Source organism: Kitasatospora azatica KCTC 9699 (genome assembly GCF_000744785.1).
GTDB classification, from domain to species: Bacteria; Actinomycetota; Actinomycetes; order Streptomycetales; family Streptomycetaceae; genus Kitasatospora; species Kitasatospora azatica.
Window position 1 is genome coordinate 2212032 of sequence record NZ_JQMO01000003.1, and the last position, 13831, is coordinate 2225862.

At 73.0% G+C, this 13831-nt stretch carries 14 protein-coding genes and 1 tRNA gene; 12 read left to right on the plus strand and 3 right to left on the minus strand.

Annotated features, from left to right (window positions below; translation table 11 throughout):
* The first annotated feature begins 52 nt into the window (after nucleotides 1-52).
* The 5 genes from moaC (at nucleotide 53) to BR98_RS20505 (ending at nucleotide 2898) form a co-directional block, all read left to right on the plus strand.
* Nucleotides 53-547, plus strand: a complete 495-nt coding sequence (moaC, locus tag BR98_RS20485; protein ID WP_035846668.1) for a cyclic pyranopterin monophosphate synthase MoaC — start codon at nucleotides 53-55, stop codon at nucleotides 545-547.
* Nucleotides 544-1044 (plus strand): MogA/MoaB family molybdenum cofactor biosynthesis protein, encoded by a 501-nt coding sequence (locus BR98_RS20490; protein WP_035846671.1) that lies wholly within the window; start codon nucleotides 544-546, stop codon nucleotides 1042-1044. Before moaC ends, BR98_RS20490 begins: the two co-directional genes overlap by 4 nt.
* A gap of 14 nt (nucleotides 1045-1058) precedes the next feature.
* Complete coding sequence (locus tag BR98_RS20495; protein ID WP_035846673.1) at nucleotides 1059-1643, plus strand: GNAT family N-acetyltransferase; 585 nt, start codon at nucleotides 1059-1061, stop codon at nucleotides 1641-1643.
* Nucleotides 1644-1797: 154 nt separating this feature from the next.
* Nucleotides 1798-2745, plus strand: a complete 948-nt coding sequence (gene sepX, locus BR98_RS20500) for a divisome protein SepX/GlpR (RefSeq protein ID WP_035846675.1) — start codon at nucleotides 1798-1800, stop codon at nucleotides 2743-2745.
* A 79-nt stretch (nucleotides 2746-2824) separates the two neighbouring features.
* Nucleotides 2825-2898 (plus strand) — tRNA-Ala (locus tag BR98_RS20505).
* Nucleotides 2899-3000: 102 nt separating this feature from the next.
* Here the strand turns inward: BR98_RS20505 and BR98_RS20510 are convergent.
* Together BR98_RS20510 and BR98_RS36475 are read right to left on the minus strand one after the other, a co-directional pair.
* The gene (locus BR98_RS20510; RefSeq protein WP_035846677.1) at nucleotides 3001-4044 is read right to left on the minus strand and encodes a TolB family protein; all 1044 of its coding nucleotides are present in this window, start codon (nucleotides 4042-4044) and stop codon (nucleotides 3001-3003) included.
* A 107-nt stretch (nucleotides 4045-4151) separates the two neighbouring features.
* Nucleotides 4152-4736, minus strand: a complete 585-nt coding sequence (locus BR98_RS36475) for a DUF6197 family protein (protein WP_051969977.1) — start codon at nucleotides 4734-4736, stop codon at nucleotides 4152-4154.
* A gap of 219 nt (nucleotides 4737-4955) precedes the next feature.
* Between BR98_RS36475 and BR98_RS20520 the strand changes: the two genes are divergently transcribed.
* Complete coding sequence (locus BR98_RS20520) at nucleotides 4956-5393, plus strand: hypothetical protein (RefSeq protein ID WP_051969978.1); 438 nt, start codon at nucleotides 4956-4958, stop codon at nucleotides 5391-5393.
* Nucleotides 5394-5433: 40 nt separating this feature from the next.
* On the opposite strand, the gene BR98_RS20525 is transcribed toward BR98_RS20520, so the two are convergent.
* Nucleotides 5434-6672 carry a phosphotransferase gene (locus BR98_RS20525; protein WP_232247469.1) on the minus strand — a complete coding sequence of 413 codons (1239 nt, stop codon included), beginning with the start codon at nucleotides 6670-6672 and terminating at the stop codon, nucleotides 5434-5436.
* Between the two features lie 58 nt (nucleotides 6673-6730).
* Between BR98_RS20525 and BR98_RS20530 the strand changes: the two genes are divergently transcribed.
* From BR98_RS20530 to BR98_RS20555, 6 genes are all read left to right on the plus strand, one after another.
* Nucleotides 6731-7570 carry an ABC transporter ATP-binding protein gene (locus BR98_RS20530; protein ID WP_083976772.1) on the plus strand — a complete coding sequence of 280 codons (840 nt, stop codon included), beginning with the start codon at nucleotides 6731-6733 and terminating at the stop codon, nucleotides 7568-7570.
* Nucleotides 7567-8238 (plus strand): hypothetical protein, encoded by a 672-nt coding sequence (locus BR98_RS20535; protein ID WP_035846682.1) that lies wholly within the window; start codon nucleotides 7567-7569, stop codon nucleotides 8236-8238. The genes BR98_RS20530 and BR98_RS20535 overlap by 4 nt, the downstream gene beginning before the upstream one ends.
* A gap of 266 nt (nucleotides 8239-8504) precedes the next feature.
* On the plus strand, nucleotides 8505-10097 hold the full coding sequence (locus BR98_RS20540; protein WP_232247470.1) for an MFS transporter: 1593 nt from the start codon (nucleotides 8505-8507) through the stop codon (nucleotides 10095-10097).
* Between the two features lie 154 nt (nucleotides 10098-10251).
* A complete protein-coding gene (locus BR98_RS20545; RefSeq protein WP_232247471.1) occupies nucleotides 10252-10722 on the plus strand; it encodes a MarR family winged helix-turn-helix transcriptional regulator in 471 nt (156 codons plus the stop codon).
* Nucleotides 10723-10903: 181 nt separating this feature from the next.
* Nucleotides 10904-12262, plus strand: a complete 1359-nt coding sequence (locus BR98_RS20550) for an FtsW/RodA/SpoVE family cell cycle protein (protein WP_035846684.1) — start codon at nucleotides 10904-10906, stop codon at nucleotides 12260-12262.
* Nucleotides 12262-13755 carry a penicillin-binding transpeptidase domain-containing protein gene (locus BR98_RS20555; RefSeq protein ID WP_051969980.1) on the plus strand — a complete coding sequence of 498 codons (1494 nt, stop codon included), beginning with the start codon at nucleotides 12262-12264 and terminating at the stop codon, nucleotides 13753-13755. The genes BR98_RS20550 and BR98_RS20555 overlap by 1 nt, the downstream gene beginning before the upstream one ends.
* Nucleotides 13756-13831: the final 76 nt, after the last annotated feature.

A 13831-nucleotide genomic window follows, 5' to 3' on the forward strand; every position in this document is an offset into this window, starting at 1 on the left:
GCGCGAGGAGTACGGTAGCGCGGTATTCATCCCGTTCTGCTGGAGTACTGACGTGACCACACCCCCCGGCGACCGCCTGACGCATGTGGACGAGACCGGCGCCGCGCGCATGGTGGACGTCTCCGAGAAGGCCACCACGGTGCGCACCGCCGTGGCGGCCGGCCGGGTGACCGTGTCGCCCCGGGTGGTGGAACTGCTGCGCGGCGAGGGCGTGCCGAAGGGCGACGCGCTGGCCGCCGCCCGGATCGCCGGGATCATGGGCGCCAAGAAGACCCCCGAGCTGATCCCGCTCTGCCACCCGATCGCGATCTCCGGCGTCACCGTGGACCTGGCGGTGACCGACGAGGCCGTGGAGATCACCGCCACCGTGCGCACCGCCGACCGCACCGGGGTGGAGATGGAGGCCCTCACCGCGGTCGCGGTGGCCGGGCTGACCGTGATCGACATGGTCAAGGCGGTGGACAAGGCGGCCGCGATCCAGGACGTCCGGGTGCTCACCAAGACCGGCGGCAAGAGCGGCGACTGGGCACGGGGTGAGTCCGCGTGAGGGCGCTCGCCGTCACCGTCTCCAACCGCGCCTCGGCCGGGGTCTACCAGGACAAGGGCGGCCCGCTGCTGGTCGAGGGCCTGCGCCGGATGGGCTTCGCGGTGGACGGCCCGCAGCTGGTGCCGGACGGTGAGCCGGTGCTGCTGGCGCTGCGGGAGGCCGTCGCGGCCGGGTACGACGTGGTGCTGACCACCGGCGGTACCGGGATCTCGCCGATGGACCTCACCCCGGAGATGACCGCCCAGGTGATCGATCGTCAGATCCCCGGGATCGCCGAGGCGATCCGGGCCTACGGGCGGGAGAAGGTGCCTACCTCGGTGCTCTCCCGGGGCCTGGCCGGCCTGGCCGGACGGACCGTGATCGTCAACCTGCCCGGGTCCACCGGCGGGGTGAAGGACGGGCTGGCGGTCCTGGAGCCGCTGCTGGCGCACGCCGTCGACCAGTTGGCCGGCGGGGACCATCCGCGTCCCCCCGCCGCCGAGCGGAGACCGAGCTGAGCGCCGGCTGGCCGGTGGAGCTGCGCGAGGGCGACGTCCTGCTGCGGCCGATCCGGATGCGTGACCAGAAGGCCTGGCAGGAGGCGAGCCGGCGCAACCGGGACTGGCTGCGCCGCTGGGAGGCCACCGTGCCGCCGAGCCCGCCGGGCCGGATCACCGGTTCCCGTCCGAGCTACCGTCAGATGGTGCGCTACCTGCGCAGCGAGGCCTCGGCGGGCCGGATGCTGCCCTTCGCGGTGCTCTACCGGGACCAGCTGGTCGGCCAGCTGACGGTGGGGGGGATCACCTGGGGCTCGATGTGCTCGGCGAATATCGGCTACTGGATCGACGAGTCGGTCGCCGGGCGCGGGATCATGCCGACCGCCGTCGCGCTCGCCGTCGACCACTGTTTCCTGGCGCTCGGACTGCACCGGATCGAGGTCTGTATCCGTCCCGAGAACGGCCCGAGCCGTCGGGTGGTGGAGAAACTCGACTTCCGCCAGGAGGGAATGCGCCCGCGCTATCTGCACATCGACGGGGACTGGCGCGACCACCTGGTGTACGCGCTGACCGCCGAGGAGGTCCCGGAAGGGCTCATGCAGCGCTGGCGCAAGAGGTAATTGAATAAGTGTTCGACATTCATATCAATATGGCATCAGCGCAGGACCAAGCGGTCACAAATACCGGCAAAATAGTCAGAGAATCAGCTTGGCAGCGCGACACGCCGTGCCAAATTGCTGCCCGCCCTTACCCAACGCCCGTACGGTGTGAAACGTGAGCAGTAGCGGCCTCATCTACGCGGTCATCGTAGGGGCCTGGGCTGCCTATCTGGTGCCCATGTGGCTCCGCAGGCAGGACGAGCTCAACGAAGCGCGCCCGACCGAACGCTTCAGCACCGCCATCCGTCTGCTCGCCGGGCGGTCGGCACTGGAGCGGCGGGCGTCCCGGGCCATCAGCGACGACGCCTCCGACAATCCCGACTCCGACAACCTCGACGCCTCCGACGACTCCTCCGGCTCCGGCTCCGGAGCGGCTGACGACGCGTCGGCCGTCGCGCTGCCCGCTGACGCCCCGTCGACGCCGCCCGCCCGGGCCCGACTGCTGGCCCGGCGGCGCCGGATGGTCACCGTGCTCTTCCTGGCCTTCGCCCTCGGCGCCGTCATCGCGGCCGTGGCCGGCGTGGCCTTCCTCTGGGTGCCCGCGCTGCCCGCCCTGCTGCTCACCCTCTACATCGGCCACCTGCGCCGCCTGGAGCGCCAGCGCTGCGAGGTCAAGCTGGACCGGGTCCGCGCCGCCGCTGCCGCCCAGCGGCTGCGCGAACGCGAGCAGGCCCGGGCGGCGGCCGCCGCGACCATGGCCCAGTCCGCGCCGCAGTCCGCCGAGCCGTCCGCCACTCAGCCGGTCGAGCCGGACCTGCCCCGCCCGCAGCTGCGGGTGGCGCCGGCCCCGCAGCAGGCGCTGGTGGAGGCCACCGACCACGAGGAGTGGGTGGACGGCCTGCGCGAGCGGGCCGCCGCCGGACCGGACTCCTGGGAGCCCGTCCCCGTCCCGCTCCCCACCTACGTGACCGCCCCGGTCGCCCCCCGCACCACCCGCGGCCTCGACCTCGGCGCCCCCGGCACCTGGAACTCCGGCCGCCCCGCCGAGTCCGCCCACACCCCCCTCTTCGACCAGTACGACGAGTCCGCCGCCAACCCCCGCCCCCGCGCCGCCAACGAGTAGTCCGCCCCCTGGCACCCCGCCCCACCAGCAGGGGCTGGTCACGGGCCCCCTCGAAAAGGTGCTAGAGTTTCTTCTCGTTGGGGCTGTGGCGCAGTCCGGTAGCGCACCTCGTTCGCATCGAGGGGGTCAGGGGTTCGAATCCCCTCAGCTCCACCCAACGAAAGGCCCGTCCAGTCGGACGGGCCTTTCGCGTGCTCCGGGCCCACTCGGTGGTGGGCCTGACCGGGGGTCAGCCGGGTGGCGGCTGACGGTGCCTCAGGGGCGGTAGGCGGGCAGGCCGGGGGTGGCGGCGGTGGGCTTGGGGGCCGCGGAGCCGTCGGCGGGCAGGGTCACGATGCCGTTGGGCGTGCGGGCGGCCAGCTGCTTGCCGTCGGGGGACCAGGCGGGCTCGGTGTAGTCGGTGGTGGCGTTCGGGGTGAGGTCCTTGACGGTCGGCTTGTCGGTCCCGCGCTGCCACTCGAAGAGGTGGTCGTGGCCGCCCACCGAGCGGACGAAGACGACGCTGAGCTCGTCGGGGCCGAGGGCCGGCTGGGAGCCCTGGGTGAGCTCGCCGCCCTGCTGGCGCAGGTAGTCGTCGCGGATGTAGACCTTGCCGTCGCCGGTGTTGGCGTAGACGGCGGCGCCGACCTTGCCGCTCGCGTTCGGCCAGACGTTGCCGGTCTGCGGGAGCGGGGTCGGGTTGTCGTCGGCCTCGCGGTACAGGCTCAGCGGGGCGGGGGTGGAGTTGCTGCCGTTGGCGGGCACGGCCACCAGGCGGGTGGCGCCGCCCTGGTCGACGACGAAGAACAGGTTGTTCTTGACCGGGACGTGGTTGACGGTGTCCTCGTGGGTCACCTGCCAGGTCGGGTGGGACCAGGTCTGGCCGCCCGGGTTCTTGGCGGCCACCACCTTGCCGGTGCCGTCGGGGTTGCTCACCACCAGGTTGCCGGCACCGTCGATGAAGGCGGCCTTGCTGCCGTCCGGGGACCAGGCGAGGTCGCGGACGGCGGTGTGGAAGTCCACGGTGCTGTTGTCCAGCAGGACCTGCGAGGTGCCGTTGCTGACCGTCAGGTGCGGGACGCCGGTGCCGTGCGCGGGCACCGGGGCGGGGGACTTGCCGGGCGTGCCGGAGTGGCCGGCGCTCGGCGTGGCGCTGCCCGGCACGGCGCTGCCCGCGGCGGTGGGGCCGGAGGCGGTGGCGGTGGCGCCCGGCGCCGGGACCTCGGGCCCGCAGGCGGAGAGCAGCAGGGCGGAGCCGACGCCCAGTGCGGCGGTGAGGGCGACGGCAGCGGCGGAACCGCGGCGACGACGAGCGGCCATGGGACTTCCCCCCGGAAGAGCTGGTGGTTTGTGACCATCAGCATTCCCGTGGGAGGTCCGTGAACGGTCGGTCGGCCGTCACGGTCGTGCAACAGCCGGACCGCGTCTCACAGGCCCAGCGACCGGGCCCGCAGTGCGGCCTGCTCGAGCAGTCGGTGGATGTCGGACTGCCGGGTGCTGGGCCGGTCGTTGTACTCGTCCGGCGAGCTGACGGGCCGTCCGGTCGCGTGGAGCACCTCCATCACCTGCACCCGGGCGGTCTGCACGGTGCTGGGGGAGCCGTAGCCGTGGGCCAGTACGGCGGCCTGCGCGCCGAGCAGGCAGACCCGCCCGGCCTGGTCCCACATCGCGCCCTGCAACCAGCCGTGCTGGGTGAGGAAGCGGGAGGTGAGGCGCAGGTGCTGGGCGGCGCTGACCGGGAGCGGACGGGCCGGCCGGCGGGTCAGGCGGTCCCACAGGGTGCGCCCGGGGAGCGGGTACTCGGCGTTCCAGGGCTGCAGGGTGCGGCCGTACGGGCAGACGTACGGCGCGGGCCGGCGCGCGGGGTCGGGCAGCGAGGCGAGGTAGGCCTCGATCTCGGCGACCAGCCCGGAGTCGTCCGCGCTGATCGTGAGCGGGCGACGGGTGAGCGGGCGGCGGTTGAGCAGGGCGGGCTCGGGCCGGGTGGGCGGGGACGGCAGGGTTAAGCGCACGGCAGGCTCCTCTGTCCGGAATGTGCCGTTTCATCCTCCTTTCGCGAAGGTGCGCAGGCGCGGAACCCTGAGTCGAGGGCGTGTCGACGTCAGCCTGAAGTCGGAGACGGATGCTCCCCGAGAGGGGGGAAGGGTTCCTGCGGCGGAGGGACGCGGTGGGCGGGGCGGGCGCGGAGCATGGGAGACGTCCCACCTTCGTCGCCGAGAGGAAGCCCGCCCATGTCGCTCAGGAGCAGCACCGTCGCCGGGGTCACTGTGACCGCCCTCGGTATGGGAGCCCTGGGCTTCACGCTCGCGCCCGCCGTCGACGACCTGTTCGGGCACCGGCACGTGGTGGACGCCGGCTACGCCTCGGGCGCGCAGGCCAAGGCCGCCCGCGCCTCGGTGCCGGGCTGGCTGCCGGACGGCGCGACCGAGATCAAGTACCGGATGGCCACCGCCGGCGGCGAGCGCCTGCTCCGCGCCCACCTGCCCGGCGGCGGCCTGCCGGCCGGCTGCACCGGCGCCGCCGCGCAGCCCGCCGCCGCCCGGCCCCACCCCGCCAAGCTCACCGCCGCCTGGTTCCCCGCCGAGGCCGGCCACCGGCTCACCGCCACCTGCGGGCACTACCAGGTGGTGATCGACGGCGACCAGCTCTACGCCTGGCAGAGCCGCTGAGCGCCAGGTCGCGGGGGCGCTGGGAACGGATCCGGCGAGCTCAGAGCGCCTCGAACGCGGCCACCGCCGCTCGCAGTTCGGCGGCCGGGTCGCCCGCGTGGTAGCGGTACTCGCTCGGCTCGATGCCGTCCAGGAACTCCTGGTAGCGCACGGCGTAGGCGAGGTGGGCGAGCGGGGCGGCCAGTCGCAGGGCCCGGGCCGGGTCGCTGCCGGGAACCAGGGTGCGCCAGGCCTCGCTCCACAACTCGGCGGCCTGGGACCAGCGTTCCTCGGAGGTGAAGTCCGCGGGGCGCAGCCCGTCGATCGCCGGATGCCCGTAGTAGCTGTCGGCGAAGTCCACCAGCACGGTGCCCTGGCCGGCCGAGCGCCAGTTGCCGGGGTGGAAGTCGCCGTGCAGCACCGTGGCCGGCAGTCCGCAGGACTCCAACTGCTCGATCAATGCAGGAAGCTGATCATTCATCAGATGAGCTCGGCGCAGCTCGTCCGCGGTCAGCTCGGCGCCCGCCTCGCCGTCCAGCAGCAGCTTCACGCCCGGCAGCAGGGCGCGCGGCGAGCGGTCCGGCAGGCCGGCCGGCGCCCCACCCGGGTAGCTCGCGGCCAGCGCGGCCTGGGCCCGGGCAAGGCGCGGCACGGTGGCCGCGATCACCTCCGCCGACGGCCCCCAGCAGTCCTCGCCCGGCACGTGGTCCAGCAGCAGCCAGCGCCGCTCGGCCTCGGCCCCCAGCACGGTCGGCGCGAAGCCCGGATCCACCGAGTCGACCAGGCCGATCACCGCCGCCTCGTCCACCGCGAAGCCGCGCCCCGTCTTCAGCCAGACCGGGCCGGTGGCGGTGGGCAGCCGGAAGAGCCCGGCCAGGTTCCAGGTCTTCACCTGCGTCACCGGGCCGACCACCGGGCGTCCGGCCGCCGCGAGCTCCCGTTCCGCCCAGTCGAGCGCCGCCCGCACCCCCGTCGCGGTGGCGTACTCGGCGCGCAGCGGGTGCGGGCGCAGCGCGGCGAGCTCCGCCTCGGTGGCCGCCCGCAGTCCGGTCACCTGGCCGGGGTCGGCCAGCGCCTCTGCGTGGTACGAGACGAGCCCGCCCTGTCCGCCGTCCCCGCCCTCGACGTCCAGCACGCGCAGCACCACGGTCGGCACCCCCAGCGCCGCCGCCAGGTGCTCGTTCACCGGCTCGACGTCGTGCCAGCGCGGCCGCCCGACCGGGAACGGGCCGAGCACCCCGAGCTCCCGCTCGCGGTGGGACACGAAAACCTGGGCCGTACGATCAGATCCATTGTTCACCGGGGCAGTCTGAGGGTTGATCAGCAGGCTGGCGAGCGATTTTCGGACGGGGGCGCGCATGACGGGCATACGGCTATCCGCAGCGGGCAAGCGGTACGGGCGCGCGGCGCCGTGGGTGCTGCGCGAGGTGGACCTGACGCTCGAGCCCGGCGCGCTGGTGCGGATCGAGGGGGCGAACGGCAGCGGCAAGTCCACGCTGCTCAAGCTGCTCGCCGGGATCGAACCGCCGAGCCGCGGCCGGGTCGAGGCCCCCGGCCGCCGGGCCTACGTGCCCGAACGCTTCCCGCCCGCGCTGCCCTTCGACGCGGTCGGCTACCTGCGCCGGCTCGGCCGGGTACACGGGCTCGGCAAGGCGGCGGCGGCCGAGCGCGCCGACTTCTGGCTGGACCGGTTCGGCATCGCCGACCGCGCCGGGACCCCACTGAGCCGGCTCTCCAAAGGCACCTGCCAGAAGGTCGCGGTGGCCCAGGCGCTGCTCGCCGAGGCCGATCTGCTGCTGCTCGACGAGGCCTGGACCGGGCTCGACCAGGAGGCCCGGGCACTGCTGGACGAGGAGGCGGTGGAACGGGCCGGGAAGGGCGGCACGGTGCTCTTCGTGGACCACGACCCGCATCGGCTGGCCGGGCTGACCACGGCTTCCTACCGGGTCGTGGGTGCGAGTCTGACCGAGCTTCCACCGGCGGAACTCGGCGGGCCGGACAGGGATCCGATGGTCATCCAACTGCGCGCGACCCGACTGCCCGAGCAACTCCCCGGCGCGCCCAGCCGCACCCCGCAGCCGGACGGCACCGTGCTGCTGCAGGTCTCCGCCCGGCACTCGGACGCGCTGCTGCGCCGGCTGCTGGCCGGCGGTGCGCACATCCTGCGGGTCCAGCCCGAGTCGGGGGCGCCCCGATGAGCGCCCTGGTCCGCTACCAGCTCGAGCTGCTGCTGCGCTCGCAACGCTGGCTGCCGCCGTTCCTCGGCTACCTGCTGCTCCTGGTCACCGGCATCACGATGGGCAACCCGCTGCTCGACAGCCTCGGCTTCGCCGCCGCCGTGCTGGTCCCCGTCAGCGCCTGGTACGTGCGCTCCGCGCTCACCGCCGATCCGGCGCCGGCGCGTGCCGTGCTGGTGGCGGCGAGTGGCCCGGTCCGGGTCCAACTGGCCTCGTTGGCAGCTGCGGTGATCGCCGGGCTGACCCTGGCGGTACTCAGCGTGGCGGGCATCTGGCTGGCCAGTGGGCACACCACCAACGACCCGCACCGGGAGGTGTCCGCAGCCGCGGCCGCCTTCGCCGGGCTGCTCGGCATGGTGGCCTGCGTGCTGACCGGCCTGGCGGTGGGCGTGCTGTGCAACCGTCCGGTGCTGCTGCGCGGCGGCTACGGGATCCTCGGCACGCTCGGGCTCTCGGTCCTGGTGCTGGTGGTCGGCGGCTCGCCCGCCAACCTCGCGATACGGGCGCTGGTGACCGGCTCCCGGGAGGTCCGGGTGGAGCTTCCGTGGCTCGCGCTGCTCGGCGCATTGCTGCTGGCGGCGTTGTTGGCGGCGGCCTCGGCTGCCGTGGCCCGGCGGCGCACGGAGTAGCAGCTGAGCGATAGGAACCCGTCGATCAACACGATCGGCGGGCTCTTCGCCGTGCCCGGGCTCGCTGTGCCCGGACTCGCCGTGCCCGGGCTCGCTGTGCCCGGACTCGCCGTGCCGGGGCCCGCCATGCCCGGGCTCACTGTGCCGGGGCCCGCCGTGCTCAAATCGCCGATCATCTACAGGTTGACAGTCCAAAAGTGGATCACTAGCGTAATTAATCATCGAGATTCCGACGATCTAAAGCTAGACAACCTGGGGGCTCAGCCATGTCCACCGCACCCGCCGTCGCCCAAGCCACCGCCGCGCCACCCGCCGAGGCCAGGTCCACCGGCCGCTGGTGGACGCTCGGCATCGTCTCCATCGCCACCTTCATGCTGATGCTCGACCTGACCGTGGTGAACGTCGCGCTGCCCGACCTGCGGACCTCGCTGCACGCCGACTTCTCCGCCCTGCAGTGGGTGCTCGACGCCTATGCGCTGACCCTCGCCGCGTTCCTGCTCACCGGCGGCTCGCTGGCCGACCGTCTCGGCCGCAAGCGGGTCTACACCGCGGGCTTCGCGCTGTTCACCGCCGCCTCGCTGGCCTGCGGCGCGGCCTCCGGGATCCTGGCGCTGAACATCGCGCGCGGTGTGCAGGGCGTCGGCGCGGCGGTGCTCTTCGCGGTCGGCCCGGCACTGATCGGCCAGGAGTTCCGCGGCAAGGACCGGGGTCTGGCCTTCGGTGTCTTCGGCGGGGTCTCCGGCCTGGCGATCGCCTTCGGCCCGCTGATCGGCGGCGCGCTCACCGACGGGATCGGCTGGCGCTGGATCTTCCTGGTCAATGTGCCGATCGGCCTGCTCGCGATGGTGCTCGGCGTGCTGCGGATCGGCGAGTCCCGCGACCCGGCCGCGCACCGGGTGGACTGGGCCGGCCTGCTGGTCTTCTCGGCCGCGCTCACCCTGCTGGTGCTGGCCTTCCTGCGCGGCGAGGCGCAGGGCTGGACCAGCGGGCCGATCCTGGGCATGTTCGGCGCCGCCATCGTGCTGCTCGCCGTCTTCGTGCAGATCGAGCGCAGTCTCGGCGAAGCCGCCATGCTCGACCTCGCCCTGTTCCGCAACCTCACCTTCAACGGGATCTCGGCGGCCACCCTGCTGGCCAACGCGGCCGGCATGTCGGCGATCTTCCTTCAGGTCTCGTACATGCAGAACGTGCTGGGCTACTCGCCGCTCGCCACCGGGCTGCGCTTCCTGCCGCTCACCCTGACCCTGTTCGTCGCGGCCGCCGTCACCGGCAGCCTGACCGTCAAGCTGCCGCCCCGGCTGCTGGTCGGCACCGCCATCGCCCTGATCTCGGGCGGGCTCTTCCTGGTCACCCTGGTGCAGCCGAGCAGCGGCTGGACCGCGCTGCTGCCGAGCATGCTGGCCACCGGCCTGGGGATGGGCATGTTCAACCCGCCGCGCGCCTCGCTGTCGATCGGGGTGGCCGAGCCGGCCAAGGCGGGCATGGCGGCCGGGATCGGCGAGACCTTCCAGCAGGTGGGCATCGCGATCGGGATCGCCGGGTTCGGCGCGCTCTTCCAGCACCGGGTGACGAACGCCTTCGCCACCTCCACGGCCGGTGCCCAGCTCGGCCCGCAGGCCCGGGAGGCCGGCCAGGCGGTGGCCGCCGGTGCCGGCAACGAGCTCGCCGGCAGGCTGCCCGACCCGCTGGGCGGTGCGGTGCGCGCCGCCGCCCGGGAGGCCTTCGTGCACGGGCTGACCGATGTGCTGATCGGCTGTGGCGCGGTGGCCGCGCTCGGCGCCGTGGCCGGGTTCCTCCTGATCCGCACCCGCGACCTGCACGAGAGCGCGCTGGCGGGCGCCGAGCTGGGCGGTCACTGAGCAGGCCGGTCGCTGAGCCGCCAGGTCACTGAGCCGGCCGGTCGCTGAGCCGCCAGGTCACTGAGCCGGTCGGTCGCTGAGCCGCCCGGACCGGTTCGACGGGAACGCTCGGGTTCCGCAGGGTCGGTATCGCCGATAATGGATGTCCCGACGGATGGGAGACCCCTCGATGACCCTGCGCCGCGACTTCCCGCTGGCCGACCACACCGGCGTGCTGCTCTTCAAGGCCGGGATGCTGATCCAGGAAGAGGCCGACCTGGCCCTGCAGGCCGCCGGGTTCAAGCTGCGCGACTTCCTGGTGCTGGCCGCGCTGGCCGGCGGCGCCGAGCTCTCCCAGCAGGACCTCAGCCAGTTGATCAACCTCGACCCGACCACCGTGGTCGCACTGATCGACGAGCTGGAGCGGGCCGGGCACGTCGAGCGGCGGCGCAACCCGGCCGACCGGCGCCGGTACATCCTGCGGCTGACCGACGAGGGGCGGGCCGCGCTGGTGGAGGCCGAGCAGGTGGCGGAGGAGGCCGAGCGGGCCTTCTTCGCCCGCCTGCCCGCCGGCAGCCGCGAGCAGCTGCACGAGATGCTCGGCGGCCTGCTGGCGCACCGCTGGCCGGACGCGGTCTGCACCTGAGCGACCGGGCGGCCGGGGCCGACAGGCAAAAACGGACACACCGCCGTAGATGATGGATAAATATGTCAAACCATCACTACGGTGGCGTCAGTACGCCCGTCGAGATCGGTGAGAGAGGCCTCAGCCCCCCTGACGTCGCGAGCCCCCTGACGTCGCGCCAGACAGGAGCAGCGGTCCGCCCATGGCCACACCCTCCGCCGTCGCGACCGCCCGGCGCGAACCCGCGCCGCGGCGCCCCGGGTCCGGCCGCAACACCGAACTGGTCCTGGTCCTCGGCGCGGTGGCGATCGCGGTCTTCGGCTACGTCGAGGTCGGCGTCAACATCGACGGCCAGGCCCCGCCGGACGCCGCGGGCTACGGCGCGGCGCTGGGCGCGCTGGCGCTGTTCACGCACGGGGTGATCCGCTGGAAGGCCAGATACGCCGACCCCCTGCTGCTGCCGATCGCGGTGCTGCTCAACGGCGTCGGACTGGTCGTCATCTACCGCCTGGACCGGGCCACCGGCAGGAACCACGCGGCGCCCACCCAACTGCTCTGGTCCACCCTGGGGGTGGCGCTGTGCGTGGCCGTGGTGCTGCTGCTGCGCGACCACAAGATCCTGCAGCGCTACGCCTACCTCGGCGCCCTGGGCGCCCTGGTGCTGCTGGTCCTGCCGATCTTCTTCCCGCCGGTGTACGGCTCGCGGATCTGGGTCACCGTCGGCCCGCTCTCCTTCCAGCCGGGCGAGTTCGCCAAGATCCTGCTCGCCGTCTTCTTCGCCGCCTACCTGGCCGTGCACCGCGACTCGCTGGCCCTGACCGGCCGTCGGATCTGGCGCTGGGAGCTGCCGCGCGGCCGGGTGATCGGCCCGGTGCTGCTGATCTGGGTGGCCTTCGTCGGCGTCCTGGTCCTGGAGACCGACCTCGGCACCTCGCTGCTCTTCTTCGGCCTCTTCGTGGTGATGCTCTACGTGGCCACCGCGCGCAGCGGCTGGATCGCCATCGGCCTGCTGCTCGCCTCGGCCGCCGCCGTGACGGTCGGCTGGCTCTCGCCGCACGTGCACAGCCGGGTGCAGGACTGGTTGCACCCGCTCGGCTCGATCGCCGCGGGCCAGGGCGCCAACCAGATCGCCCAGTCGCTCTTCGCCTTCGCCTGGGGCGGGCTGCTCGGCGAGGGCCTGGGCAACGGGCACTCGATCCTGATCGGGTTCGCCGCCAAGTCCGACTTCATCCTGGCCACCATCGGCGAGGAACTCGGACTGGTCGGCCTGCTCGCCGTCTTCCTGCTCTACGCCCTGCTGGTCGGGCGCGGCATCCGCACCGGGATCGCGCTGACCGATCCGTTCGGGCGGCTGCTGGCGATCGGGCTGGCCGCGCTGATCGCGATCCAGGTCTTCGTGGTGGCCGGCGGAGTGCTCGACCTGATCCCGCTGACCGGCCTGACCCTGCCGTTCATCGCCCAGGGCGGCTCCTCGGTGGTGACCAACTGGATCATCGTCGCGCTGCTGGTGCGGATGAGCGACATCGCCCGCCGCCCGCCGCTGCCCGCCAGGGAGGCCTGATGGCCCGCGACCCGCAGCGCCCCGGCATCTCCACCACCGGCCGCCGGGCCGGCACCTTCTGCCTGGTGCTCACCGTCGCGCTGGCCGCCCAGGCCACCCGGGTGCAGTTCTTCAACGCCGAGACCTACAACGACAACCCCGCCAACCAGCGCACGACCATCCAGCGCTACGCCCAGCCGCGCGGCAACCTGCTGGTCGGCGCCGACCCGGTCACCGGCTCGACCGCCACCGGCGGGCGCTACGACTACAAACGCACGTACACCGAGGGCCCGCAGTACGCCGCCGTCACCGGCTTCTCCTCGCAGATCTTCGGCAACACCCAACTGGAGGGCACCGAGGACGCGTTGCTCACCGGCACGGACAACCGGCTGGCCGGCTGGGCGCTCTGGGACGCGATCAGCCGCAAGCAGAGCCCCGGCGGCGACGTCTACACCACCATCAGCAAGGCCGCGCAGCAGGCCGCGGTGCAGGGGCTGGGCAACCAGAAGGGCGCGGTGGCCGCGATCGAGCCCGGCACCGGCCGGATCCTCGCGCTGGCCAGCACCCCCAGCTACGACCCCGGCAGCTTCGCCGGCTCCGCCGCGGCCGACCAGGAGGCCTGGAACAAGCTGCAGGCCGACAGCAACCAGCCGATGCTCAACCGCGCACTGCGCCAGACCTACCCGCCCGGCTCCACCTTCAAGGTGGTCACCGCGGCGGCCGCGCTGGCGAACGGCGTGGTCACCGACATCAACGCACCCACCGGTGCGCCCTACCCGTACGTCCTGCCGGGCACCACCACCGAACTGGTCAACGACACCAGCTCCTGCGACCAGCCGAACCTCGACCTGGACACCGCGATGACCCTGTCCTGCAACAGCGTCCTGGGCTACCTCGGGGTGCAGACCGGGCTGGACAAGATGGTGTCGATGGCGCAGAAGTTCGGCTTCAACGACGCCAGGCTGGACATCCCGGTCCGCGCCGCCCGCAGCAACTTCGACACCAGCATGAACCAGTCGCAGGTCGCGCTCTCCTCGATCGGCCAGTTCGACACCGCCGCCACACCACTGGTGATGGCCATGGTCGCGGCCGGCGTGGCCAACAACGGCACGGTGATGTATCCCCAGCTTGTGGACAAGTTGACCAAGTCCGACGGCAGCACGATCCAGCTGATGAAGCCGCACCCCTACCAGCAGGCGATGAGCCCGGCGGTGGCCGGCCAGGTCCAGCAGCTGATGACGGACGTGGTGCAGAACGGCACCGGGCGCAACGCCCGGATCGCCGGCGCCACGGTCGGCGGCAAGACCGGCACCGCCCAGCACGGGGTCGACAACTCCGGTGTGCCGTACGCCTGGTTCATCTCCTGGGCCAGGCCCACCGGCTCCACGGACGTTCCGCCGGTGGCGGTGGCGGTGGTGATCGCGGACAGCGAGGCGACCGATGTGACCGGCGGGGGACTCGCCGCGCCGATCGCCAAGTCGGTGATGCAGGCGGTCCTGGGTGGGAACGGGTGAGCGAGCTGCCCGGTGGGCGCGGGCATAACCCATGGATCACGTTTGTGACTAGCCCCCCCGGGCTGAGGACAGCGGA